Genomic DNA, 14,045 nt, shown 5'->3' with positions numbered 1-14,045 from the left:
AATGCAATGAATGCGGTCGATGCAATGAAAGGGGTCGGTCAGACGGGGAGCTTGTTTTCGTAGTCGATCGCGCTGGAGCACACGAGCAGGCCGACGCCGGCCGCCGCGAACACCATCAGCGCAAGGAAGTAGGAACCGGTGAACTGCACGATCGCGCCGACGAGGATCGGCACGGTGATGCCGCCGATGTTGCCGCCGAGGTTCATGAGGCCGCCGAGGAAGCCGATCTTGTTGCGCGTGCCGAGCGACGACGGGATGCACCAGTACAGCCCGCACCAGCGCAGGAAGAACAGCGTCGTCGACAGCAGCGCGACGCACACGACCGGGCTCTTCACGTAGGCAACGGAAAAGATCGACACGGTCGCGATCACCGCGGCGATGCCGAACAGCGTGCGCATCACGACGTTCGGGCGCCCGCCCGCGGCTTTCCACTTGTCGGCGATCCAGCCGCCGAGCAACTCGCCGACGAAGCCGCAGAAAAAGATGATGAAGGTCGACCCGCCCATCTGCTTGATGTCGAAGCCGTGCACCTTGTGCAGGTAGTTCGGCATCCACGTGAGCAGCCCGTAGAACACGCTGTTGAAGCACATCCAGCCGAAGAACATGCACCACACCGAGCGGTACTTGAAGAAGTCGCGCGAGCGGCCCGATGCACAGGCCGGCTCGGCCGCGAGGTCGCTCGCGTGCGACGCCTCAATGTAGTCGGCTTCGAGATCGTTGACGCCCGGATGCTCGCGCGGCGTGTTGCGGATGTAGTACCACGCGAGGAAACCGGCCAGCACCGTGCCGACGCCGGCCACCGCGAACGCGAGCCGCCACGAGCCGAGCAGCGCGATCAGGCCGGCGATCAGCACCGCGCCCAGGGCCGCGCCGAGCGGCGCGCCGCCGTCGAGCAGCGTGGCGCCGCGGCCGCGCTCGGTCTGCGTCATCCAGATCGCGTTGAGCTTGCCGCCGGCCGGATAGATCGGCGCTTCGGATGCGCCGAGGCCGAGGCGCGTGAGCAGCAGCGACGGCGCGTTCGTGCACAGCGCGGCGATCGCCTGGAAGAAGCCCCAGAACACGGTCGCCGTCGCGATCACGATGCGCGGCTTGAACCGGTCGGCCAGCATGCCGCCCGGGATCTGCATCACCGCATAGGTCCAGAAGAACGAGCTGAGGATCAGACCCTCCATTGCCGGCCCGATCTTGAACTCCTGCGAGATGTAAGGCATGGCGACGGACAGCGACGCGCGATCGACGTAGTTGATCGCGATGAGGCTCAGCATGACGACGAATATCTTCCAGCGGACGGCGGACTTGCCGACCGTCAGGGCGGCGACACCGGAGGTTGAAGACATGGACGGACTCCAGGGATGAACGAGGATGGTCAGGACGTCGCGCAACGTTGAGCCGAGTATAGGATTAGAAATTTATAATTACCGTTAGCGTAAACGCTTGGTTTCATTGAATTTGTTTTATCACTATCGTGGTGCAGGGTAAGCCCCGATATCGTGATAAGCTTGCGCCATCATGAGCCAGACACCCCGCAATCCCCTGCTTCTGCGCACGCGCGGCATGGCCGCGGAGATCGCCGCGCGCCTGCGCGTGATGATCGACGAGGGCGAACTGCCGCCGGGCGCGCGGATCGACGAAAAGGAACTGAGCCTCGCGTTCGACGTGTCGAAGACGCCGCTGCGCGAAGCGCTGAAGGTGCTCGTCGCGGAAGGCGCCGTCACGCATCGCCAGTACATCGGCTATCGCGTCGCGTCGATCGACGTCGACGATCTCGTGTCGACGTTCGAGCTGCTGCACGGGCTCGAGGCAATGGCGGGCGAATTGCTGCGCAAGCGGATCGGCACGTCGACGCTCGCCGCGCTGCAGGCGAAGCACCGGCGGATGGTCGAGTGTCACGAGGCCGGCAAGCGGGTCGAGTATTTCCGGCTGAACCAGCAGATTCATCAGATGATCATCGACGCGGCCGGCAACCCGGTGCTGTCGGGCATTTATGCGTCGCTGATGTCGAAGGTGCACCGCGCGCGCGGCGCCGCGAACGCGGACACGCTGCGCTGGGCCGAATCGCTGCACGAGCACGAAGCGATCATGGCTGCGCTCGCCGATCCCGACCATGCGCGGCTGCCGCAGGTGCTGCGCAGCCATTCGGAGAACACCGCGCGCGAAGTGCTGGCGATCCTCGATCGCACCGGCACGGTCGATGAGTCGGCCAAGCGGGCGGCCGAAGCGTAACGGCCTGCGGAGCGAACCGAACGCGTAGCGGGAGCCTGCGAACAGGCCGCCGACGGCCTGCTACGCCGCCTTCAACGCCCGCCGCGCCACCTCCGCGAAATACCGCGCGCCGACCGGCAGAATCTCGTCGTTGAAATCGTACGTTGCGTTGTGCAGCGGCACCCCGCCGCGCCCGGCCGCTTCGCCGTTGCCGATGAACACGAAGTTGCCCGGCACCGCCTGCAGGAACGCGCCGAAGTCCTCCGAGATCATCATCGGCTGCACGTCGGCGTTCACCGCGTCGGCGCCCGCGACGTGCGCCGCGGCCTGCACGGCCGTGTCGACCCATTCCGGGGAATTCACCGTCGGCGCGAACTCGTGCGTGTATTCGAACGTGCACGCCGCGCCGTGCGTGCGGCAGATCCCTTCGCCGATCTCGCGCATCCGCGTTTCCAGCAGCGCCTGCACGTCGCGCGCATAGCTGCGCGTGTCGCCCTTGATCGTCACCGTCGACGGCAGCACGTTGCGCAATCCGTCGGTAATGAACTCCGTGCACGAGATCACCGCTTGCAGGCCCGGATCGAGATTGCGCGACACGATCGTCTGCAGCGCGAGCACGATCTGCGAGCCGATCACGATCGGATCGATGCCCATGTGCGGGCGCGCCGCATGCGTGCCGCGCCCGTCGATCCGGATCACGAAGTTGTCTTCGCTCGCCATGATGCCGCCCGCGCGCGTCGCGAACGTGCCGGCGCGCATGCCCGGCATGTTGTGCGCGCCGAAGATCGCGTCGACCGGAAAGCGCTCGAACAGCCCGTCGGCCATCATCGCCTTCGCGCCGCGGCCATGTTCCTCGGCCGGCTGGAAAATGAAGCGCACGGTGCCGTCGAAGTCCTTGCGCTCGGCCAGCAGTTGCGCGGCGCCGAGCACCATCGACATGTGGCCGTCGTGCCCGCACGCGTGCATCTTGCCCGGCGTGCGCGACGCATGTTCGCGGCCCGGCGCGTGCTCGGCGATGTTCAGCGCGTCCATGTCCGCGCGGATGCCGATCGCGCGCGTGCCGGTGCCGGCCGTCAGATTCGCGACGAGCCCCGTGCCGCCGATCGCGCGCTGCACGTCGAGCCCGAGCGTCGTCAGGATCCGCGCGACGTAGTCCGACGTGTTCACTTCCTCGAAACCCGTCTCCGGGTGCTGGTGCAGATGCCGGCGCCAGGTTTTCAGCCGGCCCTGCAGCGTGCTTCCTGCCGTTGCGTCCAGTGCGTCCATCGTGCTTGCCTCGTCGGTCGTCATGTCGTTCGGGTCGCTCAGGCTTCTGCGGCCGCGCGGGTCCGCGTCAGCCAGTCGCGCTGGCGCGCCAGCACCGCGTCGGCCGTCTCGCCGACACACTGCCGGAAGACGGACGGCGCGGTCGCGCCTTCCGTGTTGATCGCCAGCACGCGCGCGTTCGCATCGAGCCCGACCTGGCGTGCGAGCGCCGGGTCGCGCATCAGCACGGTCAGCCCCGCGATGCCCGCCGCGCCCGACTCGCCGGACACGAACGGCACGTCGCGTTCGCTGCCGGCGGCCAGCGCGCGCATCGCCTGCACCGCGTCGTCGTCTTCGATCAGCATGAAGTGATCGATGCTCGGCTCGAGAAAGTCCCACGCGAGCGGCGACGCCTCGCCGCACGCGAGCCCCGCCATCACCGAGTCGACGCTGCCGGTCGCCTTCGTCGCGCGCCCGGCGAGCGCGCTCTGGTACAGGCAATCGGCCTGGCGCGGCTCGACGACGATGAAATGCGGCCGCCGTGCGCCGGCGTGCTCCCACAGATAGCTCGCGACACCGGCCGCAAGGCCGCCGACGCCGCCCTGCAGGAACACGTGCGTGAACGGCCGGCCGTCGCCACCGCCGAGGCCGCCCTCTCCTGCCGTCTGCTGCGCGAGCGCCTCGGCCGCGATCACGCCGTAGCCCTGCATCACGTCGCGCGGAATCGCCTCGTAGCCGTCGTACGACGTATCCGACACCACGTGCCAACCGTTCGCGTCCGCGAGCTGCGCGGCGTGCACGACCGATTCGTCGTAGTTGCCGGCGATCCGCACGATCCGCGCGCCGTGCGCGGCGATCGCATGCTCGCGCTCCGCGTCGACGTGCGCGTGCAGCACGATCACGCAGCGGCAGCCGATCGCGCGCGCGGCGGCGGCCAGCGCGCGGCCGTGATTGCCGTCGGTTGCGCTGATCACCGTCAGGTCGGCCAGCGACGCCGCGTAGCGACCCGTGACGAGCCCCTGCGGATCGAGCGCCTCGTCGCGCCGCAACCGCTTCACGAGCCGCATCAGCGCGCTCGGCGCGCCGAGCGCCTTGAAGCTGCCGAGCGGCGAGCGGCATGCCTCGTCCTTCACGCTGACACTCGCGACGCCGAGCCGCGCGGCCAAATCGGGCAGCGCGCGCAACGGCGTGCGGGCCGCACCGACGAGCGGCCAGTGCGCGAGCCACGCGCCGCTCTCGTCGGCTGCGGCGATGTTTATCACGCGCTGCAGCGTGTCGGGATAGTCGGTGCGCGTCGCGCGCGGGTTGGCGATCAGCATGGCGGAAAGGCTCCGGAAAGGGGCCGCGCGGGCGGCCCGTCGGTGGATGCGGTGCGGGCGCATAGGGGTTGCGTGCGCCGTCGGTTCGAAAAATAATATTGCGCGTCCCGGTCAATAAAATCGCCAAATCGGCGCTCCGGACGCAAAAATTTCTCATTCTTTCGAGGCTGCCGCACCATCATGCCCACCCCACTCGATGCGTTCGATCGCAAGCTGCTGATGGAAGTCCAGCGCGACGCGCACACGCCGCAGAACGAACTCGGCGCCCGCGTGAACCTGTCGACCGCCGCCGTGAACCGTCGCCTGCGGCGGCTCGCGGAAGACGGCGTGATCGAGCGCTACACGGCGGTCGTCGCGCCGGAGAAGGTCGATCATCCGCTGACGATCGTCGTGAACGTCGAGGTCGAGCGCGAGCAGATCGACCAGCTCGACGCGATGAAGCGGACCTTCGAGCGCTGCCCGCAGATCCAGCAGTGCTACTACGTGACCGGGGAATGGGATTTCGTGCTGATCCTGGCCGTGCGCAACATGGATCAGTACAACGCACTCACGCGCGAGCTGTTCTTCGCGAACAACAACGTGAAGCGCTTCAAGACGCTCGTGAGCATGAGCCGCGTGAAGGTCGGGCTCGAGGTGCCGGTGGATCCCTGCGAGTGACGCTCGAACGTCAGCGCCTGTCGGCAGCCAATGAACCGAAAAACGTCGCGACCTTCGCCTTGCTCGTCGTCTGCAATCGCGACATCAGCCCGTGATCGACCTGCCGCAACCCGTAAGTCTCGCCGATGTCGCGCTGCATCCGGCACCACAGATGGCTCGCGATCTCCGCGTCGACCATCGCGCGGTGGGCACGGCCCGTCTGCGGCAAGCGCAGCATGTCGGCCAGGCTCGACAGCCGGTGACTTTGCGCGTGCGGATAGAGGCGCCGCGCGACGAGCATCGTGCATGCGAACGGATGCTCGGCCGCCATCCCGAGCATCCCGAGTTCGGCCTGCCAGAACCGCTTGTCGAAGCCGGCGTTGTGCGCGACGACGGGATGGCTGCCGACGAACGCGGCGGCTTCCTTCATGACCTTCGACACCGGCGGCGCCGACGCGATCATGTCGTTCGTGATGCCGGTGAGCGCGACGACGTCGGACGGAATGCGACGGCCCGCGTTCATCAGGCTCTGGTAACGGTCGACGATCTCGCCGTCGCGGAGCAGGATCACGGCGATCTCGGTCGCCCTGTCGCCCATGTTCGGAGAAAGCCCGGTTGTTTCGAAGTCGAGTACCGCTACGGTTTGCATGGTCGAATCGGAGGAAGGATACCTGGCGGCGCACGTCGGCCGGGACGTGTTTCGCCGACGCGAAAGCGCCACAGTGTATCCCCGGATGCCGCGTCGGGCGGCAAACTCGATCGTCATGCGCGGCGCACCGCCGTTTCCATCCGGACGGACCGGCACGCTCGCGCCATCCGCTGCCGAACAGCGGCGAATGTACCGAAGCTTCCGCGCGTCGGTACATTCCCCTTCTCTACGTCATCGACAACTGAAGCTCGCCGCCGAATTCACGTCGCCCGAGCCGTTGTAGCGCGCGACCTGCGGATACGGACACAGCGGCCGCGTGCGTCCCGCGCCCCACGACGTCGGCACGTCCGCGTTCGGCACTGCGTTCGACGTGTCGCGCGCGGCGGCAACGATCGCCGCGGGCGCTTGCCCCTGCTCGACCCACGCGACGAGCGGCGTCAGCATGTCGAACTGATCGGCCGCCGGCCCGCCCGAGCAGTGGTTCATGCCCGGCACCGGATAGAGGCGTGCGAAACCCGACGCGTCGCCGCCGTTCGCCTGCGCGAGCCGCCCGTACCAGTCGCTCGTGTCGTTGAACGAGAACACCGGGTCGCCGGTGCCGTGATAGACGAGCAGCTTCGCGCCGCGCGACTTCAGCGCGGACAGGTTGGTCTCGTCGGGCGGCGTCATGAACGACCACGCGGATTGCGTGTACACGCCGTTCGTCGCGAAGATCGCCGGCGCGTCGTTGTCCATGTCGAAGCCGAGCGCGAAGCCGTTGAGGTTCGCGAGCGTCGCGGCGGTTTTCGGCGGCGTCATGAACGTGAACGCCATCGCGGCCGGGTCGAGCGTGACCGAATTCGACTGCTTCCACGCGGCCCAGCCGCCGCTGGCCATGCCGGGATCGTACGGAAAGCTCGCATAGAGCGCCGTGCCCGCGCTGTTGCGCGCGCCCGCGAACACGTTCTCGAGCGCGCTCTTCTGCGCGGTCGTGAGGCACGCGCCGGTGCGCGTGCCGTTCGCGCAGGTCGGGATGTCCGTCTCGACGCTGAAATGCGCCTGGCACGCGGCGACGTCCTGCACCATCCCGTCGGCCACGCCGTCGAGCGCATCGCACTTGTCGAGAATCTTCGCGCCGACGAACTGGCGCTCCGCATCGGTGAAGCCGCTGCGGATGTCCGGCAGCCCGTTCGAGCCGGTCGCCGACGCGATCTTCGCGAACTGCTGCGCGCCGTACATCTCGCCGATCGCCGCCTTCGGCAGATGGAAGCCCGGATCGCCCGCGATGATCCCGTCGTAGTCGCCCGCGTTGCGCACCGCCGTGACCATCGCGTGACGGCCGCCGTTCGAGCAGCCGCCGAAATAGCTGCGGTCGGGCGTCTTCCCGTATGCGAGCCGGATCACTTGCTTCGCCATCGGCGTGAGCGCGTCGACCGCGCCGTAGCCGTAATCGAGCCGCGCCTGCGGATCGAGGCCGAACAGCGGGTTCTGCGCGGCGCTGTGCCCGGAATCCGAGCTGATCACCGCGAAACCCATGTTCAGCGCGTCGGTCAGCGGGCCGCCGCCGCCGACCCCGCCGGTCGCGGTCACGACGTTGCCGTCGAGCCCGCCGTTCGCCTGGTAGAAGAAGCGGCCGTTCCACGCTTTCGGCAAGCGCATCTCGAAGCCGATCGCGTAGGTGTTGCCGTCCACCGCGCTCACGCGCTCGTTCATTTTCCCTTCGATCACGCAATGTTCGGCGATCGGCTTGCCGGCCACCGTCAGCGCGCCGGCGGCCGCGGTCGTCACCGACGTGAACGACGTGTTCGCATACGCGAGCTTCGCGGCGAGCGCGTCGCACGTCTGCGCCATCGCGGCCGGCGTCGCGGCGCTCAGGTGCGTCGGCGTGGCGCTGACCGAATCGTCGCCGCCGCAGCCGGCGAGCATGGCCGCCGCGGACAGCGGCGCAATACAGAGGAATGCAGATTTCTTGTTCAAGATAGCTCCCGTTCGTCAGGCTGCCGGATCAGAACATGTGCCGCACGCCGACCATCGCGCCGAGCTGCCCCATCCCTGCGCCGGGTGTCGTGCCGGGCCCGCCGCCGCTGACCGCGTAGCGTGCATGCGCGCTGTTCCACAGATACGACGATTGCGCGTAGACGGCCGTGCGCTTGCTCAGCAGATAGGTCGCGCGCAGCGTGGCCATCGTCGCGCGCGTGTCGTGCGCGCTGTTGACGATCCGGTAGCCTTCGCCGTCGACGACGAAATCGGGCTTCACCGCATACGACGCGCCGACGAAGAACAGGTCCGAATGCGCACCGGGCGCGGCCGGCGAACCGGTCGACACGCGCCGCCCGATCCAGCCCGCGCCGATCCGCGCGCCCGCCGCCTGCGCATACGCGCTCACGTGCGTGCGCGCGTCCTTGCCGCCGCTGCTGGTGAAGGCGACGGGCGCGACGCCGTCGAAGAAGTTCGCGGCCGCGCCGGTGCCGCCGCGCTGCTCCTCGTACGACGCCGCCGCACCGAAATACGCGCTGTCGTACTTGAGCATCACCGACCAGTTGCGGCACTGGACGGCATCGCCCGGCACCTGTCCCGCGCACGTGCCCTGCCCCGGCGAGTTGCCGGTGCCCGCGCCGTCGCGGCCGAACGAATACGCGGCGCCGAGCGTCACGCCGCGATAGGTGCCGACGTAGGTCACCGCGTTGTCGGCGCGGCCGTTCGGCACGTACGCGTCGAACGAGCCGAGCCCGTAGATGTCGGGGCCGATGATGTCCGCGCCCTGCAGCGCGAGATAAGTCATCGTGTACTGGCGGCCGAACGCCAGCGTGCCGAAGCCGCTCTTCAGCCCGACGAACGCCTGCCGCCCGAACAGCCGGCCGCCCTGGCCGAGATCGCCGCCGCGCACGTTGAAGCCGCTTTCGAGCGTGAATACCGCCTGGTAGCCGCCGCCGAGATCCTCGGTGCCGCGCAGGCCCCAGCGCGACGGCAGCTCGCCCGTCACGCCCGGCATGCGCACCACATGGTCGCCGGCCGCGTTCGCGTGCGACACGAACTCGACGCCCGTATCGATGATCCCGTACAGCGTCACGCTCGACTGCGCGTGCGCGCCCGGCGCGGCGAGCGCGCAGCACGCGCCGGCGGCCAGCAGGCCGTTCCTTGTCTTCGTCTTCATGTCGTTGCGTCTCCAGACCGTGTTGAATCGCGCGCTCTGACGGCGCGCATCGAAAAAAACGAAAGCTCAGTCGCCGGCTTGCGGGCGGCGAATCAGCACGAATGCGGCGAAGGCCGCGACGAGCGTGACGGGGATGCTCGCGCCGATCACGACGGGCGCGCTGCGGCCGGCGGCCAGCAGCGTCGCGGCCGCGAGCGGCCCGACGACGGAACCGAGCCGGCCGACGGCCACCGCCGCGCCGACGCCCGTGCCGCGCATCGCGGTCGGGTAATAGATCGCCGCGAGCGCATACAGCACCGACTGCCCGCCGACCACGAACATCCCGGCCGCGAACGCGGCCGCCGCGAGCGACGCGAAGCCGGGTGCGGCCGCGAGCGCGGCGAGCGACAGCACGATCCCGACATACATGCCGCCGACCACGCGCGACGCGCGCATCCGGTCGAGCGCCGCGCCGATGCCGAGCGCGCCGAGCCCCGCGCCGACGTTGAACGCGATCTGCACGAGGCCGACGTGCGCGCGATCGAGCCCGCGCGAGGCCATCAGCGACGGCAGCCAGTTCAGCAGGAAGTAGAGGACGATCAGCGTGCAGAAGTAGCTGATCCACAGCGCGACCGTCGACGTCGTGCGGCCGTCGCCGAACAGCGTGCGCGCGACGCTCGTGCGCGCGGCCGGCGTGCCGGCGACGTCGAGATACGCGCGCGATTCCGGCAGGAACCACACCAGCAGCGGCACGAGCAGCAGCGGCCCCACGCCGCCGACGTAGAAGATGTGCCGCCATTCGGTGTCGCCGGCGAGCAGTACGCCGATCAGCGACGCGATCACGCCGCCGAACGGGATGCCGCAGTACATCGTCGCCACTGCGCTGCTGCGCGAGCGCGGCTCGACCGCTTCGGATGACAGCGCGATCAGGTTCGGCATCGCGCCGCCGAGGCCGATGCCGGTCAGCACGCGCACGACGACGAGCATCGCGAAGGTCGAGACCTGCGCGGTGGCGATCGACAGCAGCCCGAACAGCACGGCCGACGCGATCAGCACGCGCTTGCGGCCGATCCGGTCGGCCAGCCGCCCGCCGAGCATCGCGCCCGGCAGCAGCCCGAAGGTGCCCGCGCTGAACGCGATGCCCATCTGCGACACGCTCAACCCGAATTCGCGCGCCATGCGCGGCGCGGCGACGCCGACCGACTGCAGGTCGAGCCCTTCGAGAAGGGCGATCGCGAAACACAGCGCGAGCGTGGTCGCGACCGTGGGTTTTTCGGCAACGTAAGTGTTCATCCTGTCTGTCTCCAGTCCCATGTCTTGTAGTCCGTCGGCCCTGCAACGGCCGCCGCGCGCCGCCGCCGGCCAGTGGCGGAGCGGCGCGCGCGGTGTCGTCCGAACGGCTGCTTTTATCAGGCAGCCTGATTCGCTGGCCGCAAGAATGCCTGCCGGTATCGTGGCCGGCCGGTCGTCGTGCCTGCTTGCTTCGGTTTGCTTCGGTTTGCTTCTGCTTACGCGTAAATCACGTCGGGATCGTGCCGCGCCGGGTCGTACAGCGCGTCGATCGTCGCCGCGCGATGCTTCTGCACGGCCGCCTGGTTCAGCGAACCCTTGTCGGTCACTTCGCCGAGATCGAGCGACGGCGGCGTGTCGATCAGCCGGATGCGCGCGACGAACGTCGAACCGCCGCTCGCATGCCGGTTCAGCACGGCAAGCCATGCCGCGAACGCCGCGCGCACGGCCGGCGCGCGCAGCACGTCGGACACCGGTGCATCGGCCGCGAGCCCCGCCAGCGCGCGGCACGCATCGACGCGCGGAAACACCAGCAAGCCGATGTCGTCGCGATTGATCCCAGTGACGACCACGTCCTGCACGTACGGCGTGCCGCTCGACACCGCGTTCGCGCGCAACGGCCCGACGCTGACGAAGGTGCCGCTGCTCAGCTTGAAATCCTCGGTCAGCCGGCCGTCGAACAGCAGCCCGAGCTCCGGCCGCTGCAGATCGGCGAAGACCCCCGCGTCGCCGCTGCGGTAATAGCCTTCGTCGTCGAACACGTCGCGCGGATCGACGTCCGCGTGCCAGTAGCCGCGCATCACGTTCGGCCCCTTGAAACGCAGTTCGAGCTTGTCGCCGCACGGCACGAGCTTCGCGTCGCAGCCGGGCGCGGGCAGGCCGATATAGCCGGCGCGCATCAGCGGCCCCGTCGTGAACAGGCACGACGGCGACGCCTCCGTCATCCCGAGGCCGGCCATGATCCGGATGCGCTCGCCGCAATGCGCTTCGGTCACGCGGTCGAGCCGGTCCCACGCGGCCTGCGACAGCCCCGCGCCGCCGAAGAAATACAGCTTCACGCGCGAGAAGAACGTGTCGCGCAACGCCGCATCGCGTTCGAGCGCGGCGGTCAGTTCTTCCCAGCCTTTCGGCACGTTGAAGTAGATCGTCGGCGCGATCTCGCGCAGGTTGCGCACGGTTTCGTCGAAGCGGCCCGGCACCGGGCGGCCGTCGTCGATGTACAGCGAACCGCCGTTGTACAGCGCGATGCCGAGGTTGTGGCTGCCGCCGAACGTGTGATTCCACGGCAGCCAGTCGACCAGCACCGGCGGCTCGCGCGTCAGCTCGGGCATCGTCTGGCGCAGCATCTGCTGGTTGCTGCACAGCATCCGGTGCGTGGTCGGTACGGCCTTCGGCTGCTTCGTCGAACCCGACGTGAACAGGATCTTCGCGAGATGGTCGGGGCCGAGCGCCGCATGGATTGCATCGATCGTGCGCGGGACGGTCGCGAGCAGGCGCGACAGCGGCACCACGCGGCCCGCCGCGTCGCCGTCGGCATCCGCATCGGCATCCTGCGCGACGATCAGCGCCGCATCGGCCGGCAACGTCGCGTCGAGCGCACGCGCGAACGGCGCGCGTTCCGCGACGAACACCGCGCCCGGCCGCAGCACGCCGAGCGTGTGACGCAGCTTGCCGTAGTCGGTCGACACCAGCGAATACGCGGGCGAGATCGGCGAGTACGGCACGCCGGCGAGCATCGCCGCGAACATCAGCTGCAGATGCTCGAGATCGTTGCCGGACAGCACCGCGAGCGGTCGCTCGACCGACAGCCCGAGATTGACGAGCCCCTGGCCGAGCGCGCGGGCGCGTTCGAGCATCTGCGCGTAGGTGAGCACGATCCAGCGGCCGTCGGCGCCGCGCCGCGCGGCCAGCACGCGGTCGGGATGCGCGTGCGCGCCGCGCACGAGGCAGTCGGTCAGGCGCGTCGGGTAATCGCCGAGCGGTTCGCGCGAGCGCAGGTACCACGCGCCGTTTTCCGCGCGACGAATCTCGGCCGCGCCGACCGCGACGGCCGCCGCGCGATAACGCACACCGCCCGTTTCATTTACCTGCCCGCTGGCGGGCGTCGCAACATTCATCGTCGGCTCGCTCATATTGGGTAGTGACGCGGCGTGGTCTGCACGGTGATCCAGCGCAGCTCGGTGAATTCGGCGATCGACGCGCGGCTGCCGAAGCGGCCGTAGCCGCTCGCCTTCGTGCCGCCGAACGGCATCTGTGCCTCGTCGTGCACGGTCGGCCCGTTGATGTGGCAGATCCCCGATTCGATCCGGCGCGCGACCGTCATCGCCCGTGCGATGTCGCGGCTGAACACGCTCGCCGACAACCCGAACTCGCTGTCGTTCGCGAGCGCGACCGCTTCGTCGTCGCTGTCCGCGCGCAGGATCGCGACGACCGGCGCGAACGATTCCTCGCGATAAAGCCGCATGTCGCGCGTGACGCCGTCGACGATCGCGGGCTGCATCGTCGCGCCTTCCACGCTGCAGCCGAGCGGCAGGCGCGCGCCGTGCGCCCGCGCATCCTCGACGAGCGACGCGGCACGCGCGGCAGCCGCCGCATCGACCATCGTGCCGAGCGGGAGCCCCGCCAGCGGATCGCCGGCGGCCAGCGTGCGTGCCTTCGCGGTCAGCCGTTCGACGAGCGCATCGGCAATCGGTCGCGCGGCGATCACGCGCTCGGTCGACATGCAGATCTGCCCCTGGTTGAAGAATGCGCCGAATGCGATCGCGTCGACGGCCGCATCGAGATCGGCATCGTCGAGCACGAGCACCGGCGCCTTGCCGCCGAGTTCCAGCAGCACGGGCTTCAGGTGCGCGGCCGCATGGCGCGCGATGATGCGCCCGACGTGCGTGGACCCGGTGAAGTTGATCCGCTTCACGTGCGGATGCGCGATCATCCGCTCGACGAGTTCGGGTGCATCGGCCGCCGCGTGCGTGATCACGTTGACCACGCCCGCACCGAGCCCCGCTTCGTCCAGCACCGCGCCGATCAGCGCGTGCGCGCCCGGGCACGCCTCGGACGCCTTCAGCACGACGGTGTTGCCGCACGCGAGCGGCATCGCCAGCGCGCGCGTGCCGAGGATCACCGGCGCGTTCCACGGCGCGATGCCGAGCACCACGCCGCACGGCACGCGCATCGCGAGCGCCAGATTGCCGGGCACGTCGGACGGGATCACGTCGCCGTCGATCTGCGTCGTCATCGACGCGGCCTCGCGCAGCATGTTCGCCGCGAGCGTCACGTTGAAGCCGAGCCAGCCGGGTGTCGCGCCGGTTTCGGCGACGCCGGTCGCGATGATCTCGTCGATGCGCGCGTCCATCAGGTCGGCCGCCTTCAGCAGCCGGCGGCGCCGTTCGGTCGGCGCGAGCGCCGCCCACGCGGGGAATGCGCGATGCGCGGCGTCGATCGCCGCGTCGGCATCGGCCGGGCCGGCCGCCGGCGCGCGCGACGCAAGCGCGCCCGTCGCGGGGTTGAATCGGTCGAAAGTTCGGCCGTCGCGGGCGGTGCACCACTCGCCCGCGATCAGCATCCGTCTGTCGGTCATGTCGTCTCCTGCCTT

General features: G+C 69.2%; 11 protein-coding genes. 2 read left to right on the top strand and 9 right to left on the bottom strand.

The window, feature by feature from the left end; genetic code table 11:
• Window positions 1-38: 38 nt before the first annotated feature.
• Window positions 39-1,337 (bottom strand): MFS transporter, encoded by a 1,299-nt coding sequence (locus U4Y91_RS16515; protein ID WP_321805928.1) that lies wholly within the window; start codon window positions 1,335-1,337, stop codon window positions 39-41.
• A 172-nt stretch (window positions 1,338-1,509) separates the two neighbouring features.
• Between U4Y91_RS16515 and U4Y91_RS16510 the strand changes: the two genes are divergently transcribed.
• A complete protein-coding gene (locus U4Y91_RS16510; protein WP_321805927.1) occupies window positions 1,510-2,223 on the top strand; it encodes a GntR family transcriptional regulator in 714 nt (237 codons plus the stop codon).
• A gap of 60 nt (window positions 2,224-2,283) precedes the next feature.
• Here U4Y91_RS16510 and U4Y91_RS16505 read toward each other — a convergent pair whose 3' ends face one another.
• Window positions 2,284-3,468, bottom strand: a complete 1,185-nt coding sequence (locus tag U4Y91_RS16505; RefSeq protein ID WP_321806133.1) for a M20 aminoacylase family protein — start codon at window positions 3,466-3,468, stop codon at window positions 2,284-2,286.
• Between the two features lie 38 nt (window positions 3,469-3,506).
• On the bottom strand, window positions 3,507-4,766 hold the full coding sequence (locus tag U4Y91_RS16500) for a diaminopropionate ammonia-lyase (RefSeq protein WP_321805926.1): 1,260 nt from the start codon (window positions 4,764-4,766) through the stop codon (window positions 3,507-3,509).
• Window positions 4,767-4,946: 180 nt separating this feature from the next.
• Between U4Y91_RS16500 and U4Y91_RS16495 the strand changes: the two genes are divergently transcribed.
• Complete coding sequence (locus tag U4Y91_RS16495) at window positions 4,947-5,423, top strand: Lrp/AsnC family transcriptional regulator (RefSeq protein WP_321805925.1); 477 nt, start codon at window positions 4,947-4,949, stop codon at window positions 5,421-5,423.
• Window positions 5,424-5,433: 10 nt separating this feature from the next.
• Here U4Y91_RS16495 and U4Y91_RS16490 read toward each other — a convergent pair whose 3' ends face one another.
• The 6 genes from U4Y91_RS16490 to U4Y91_RS16465 form a co-directional block, all read right to left on the bottom strand.
• Entirely contained in the window at window positions 5,434-6,051 is a 618-nt protein-coding gene (locus tag U4Y91_RS16490; RefSeq protein ID WP_321805924.1) for a 3'-5' exonuclease, read from the bottom strand.
• 231 nt (window positions 6,052-6,282) lie between these two features.
• A complete protein-coding gene (locus U4Y91_RS16485) occupies window positions 6,283-8,007 on the bottom strand; it encodes a tannase/feruloyl esterase family alpha/beta hydrolase (protein ID WP_321805923.1) in 1,725 nt (574 codons plus the stop codon).
• 28 nt (window positions 8,008-8,035) lie between these two features.
• Window positions 8,036-9,184 carry a porin gene (locus tag U4Y91_RS16480; protein ID WP_321805922.1) on the bottom strand — a complete coding sequence of 383 codons (1,149 nt, stop codon included), beginning with the start codon at window positions 9,182-9,184 and terminating at the stop codon, window positions 8,036-8,038.
• 66 nt (window positions 9,185-9,250) lie between these two features.
• Window positions 9,251-10,456, bottom strand: a complete 1,206-nt coding sequence (mhpT, locus tag U4Y91_RS16475; protein WP_044847372.1) for a 3-(3-hydroxy-phenyl)propionate transporter MhpT — start codon at window positions 10,454-10,456, stop codon at window positions 9,251-9,253.
• A 215-nt stretch (window positions 10,457-10,671) separates the two neighbouring features.
• Window positions 10,672-12,585 carry a feruloyl-CoA synthase gene (locus U4Y91_RS16470; RefSeq protein ID WP_415750466.1) on the bottom strand — a complete coding sequence of 638 codons (1,914 nt, stop codon included), beginning with the start codon at window positions 12,583-12,585 and terminating at the stop codon, window positions 10,672-10,674.
• Window positions 12,582-14,030: an aldehyde dehydrogenase gene (locus tag U4Y91_RS16465; RefSeq protein ID WP_321805920.1), complete on the bottom strand. Its 1,449-nt coding sequence runs from the start codon at window positions 14,028-14,030 to the stop codon at window positions 12,582-12,584. The genes U4Y91_RS16470 and U4Y91_RS16465 overlap by 4 nt, the downstream gene beginning before the upstream one ends.
• Window positions 14,031-14,045: the final 15 nt, after the last annotated feature.

Origin of the sequence: Burkholderia sp. BCC1993, assembly GCF_905339865.1 — a bacterium.
Lineage (GTDB): Bacteria > Pseudomonadota > Gammaproteobacteria > Burkholderiales > Burkholderiaceae > Burkholderia.
The sequence above is the reverse complement of the archived record's forward strand: the minus strand, read 5'-3'. Positions and strand labels throughout refer to the sequence as shown.

Excerpts from the sequence above, each read along its gene's own strand:
- mhpT (WP_044847372.1), bottom strand. The coding sequence starts at position 10,456 with ATGAACACTTACGTTGCCGAAAAACCCACGGTCGCGACCACGCTCGCG.
- U4Y91_RS16510 (WP_321805927.1), top strand. The coding sequence starts at position 1,510 with ATGAGCCAGACACCCCGCAATCCCCTGCTTCTGCGCACGCGCGGCATG.
- U4Y91_RS16480 (WP_321805922.1), bottom strand. The coding sequence starts at position 9,184 with ATGAAGACGAAGACAAGGAACGGCCTGCTGGCCGCCGGCGCGTGCTGC.
- U4Y91_RS16500 (WP_321805926.1), bottom strand. The coding sequence starts at position 4,766 with ATGCTGATCGCCAACCCGCGCGCGACGCGCACCGACTATCCCGACACG.
- U4Y91_RS16505 (WP_321806133.1), bottom strand. The coding sequence starts at position 3,468 with ATGGACGCACTGGACGCAACGGCAGGAAGCACGCTGCAGGGCCGGCTG.
- U4Y91_RS16495 (WP_321805925.1), top strand. The coding sequence starts at position 4,947 with ATGCCCACCCCACTCGATGCGTTCGATCGCAAGCTGCTGATGGAAGTC.
- U4Y91_RS16465 (WP_321805920.1), bottom strand. The coding sequence starts at position 14,030 with ATGACCGACAGACGGATGCTGATCGCGGGCGAGTGGTGCACCGCCCGC.
- U4Y91_RS16470 (WP_415750466.1), bottom strand. The coding sequence starts at position 12,585 with ATGAGCGAGCCGACGATGAATGTTGCGACGCCCGCCAGCGGGCAGGTA.
- U4Y91_RS16490 (WP_321805924.1), bottom strand. The coding sequence starts at position 6,051 with ATGCAAACCGTAGCGGTACTCGACTTCGAAACAACCGGGCTTTCTCCG.
- U4Y91_RS16515 (WP_321805928.1), bottom strand. The coding sequence starts at position 1,337 with ATGTCTTCAACCTCCGGTGTCGCCGCCCTGACGGTCGGCAAGTCCGCC.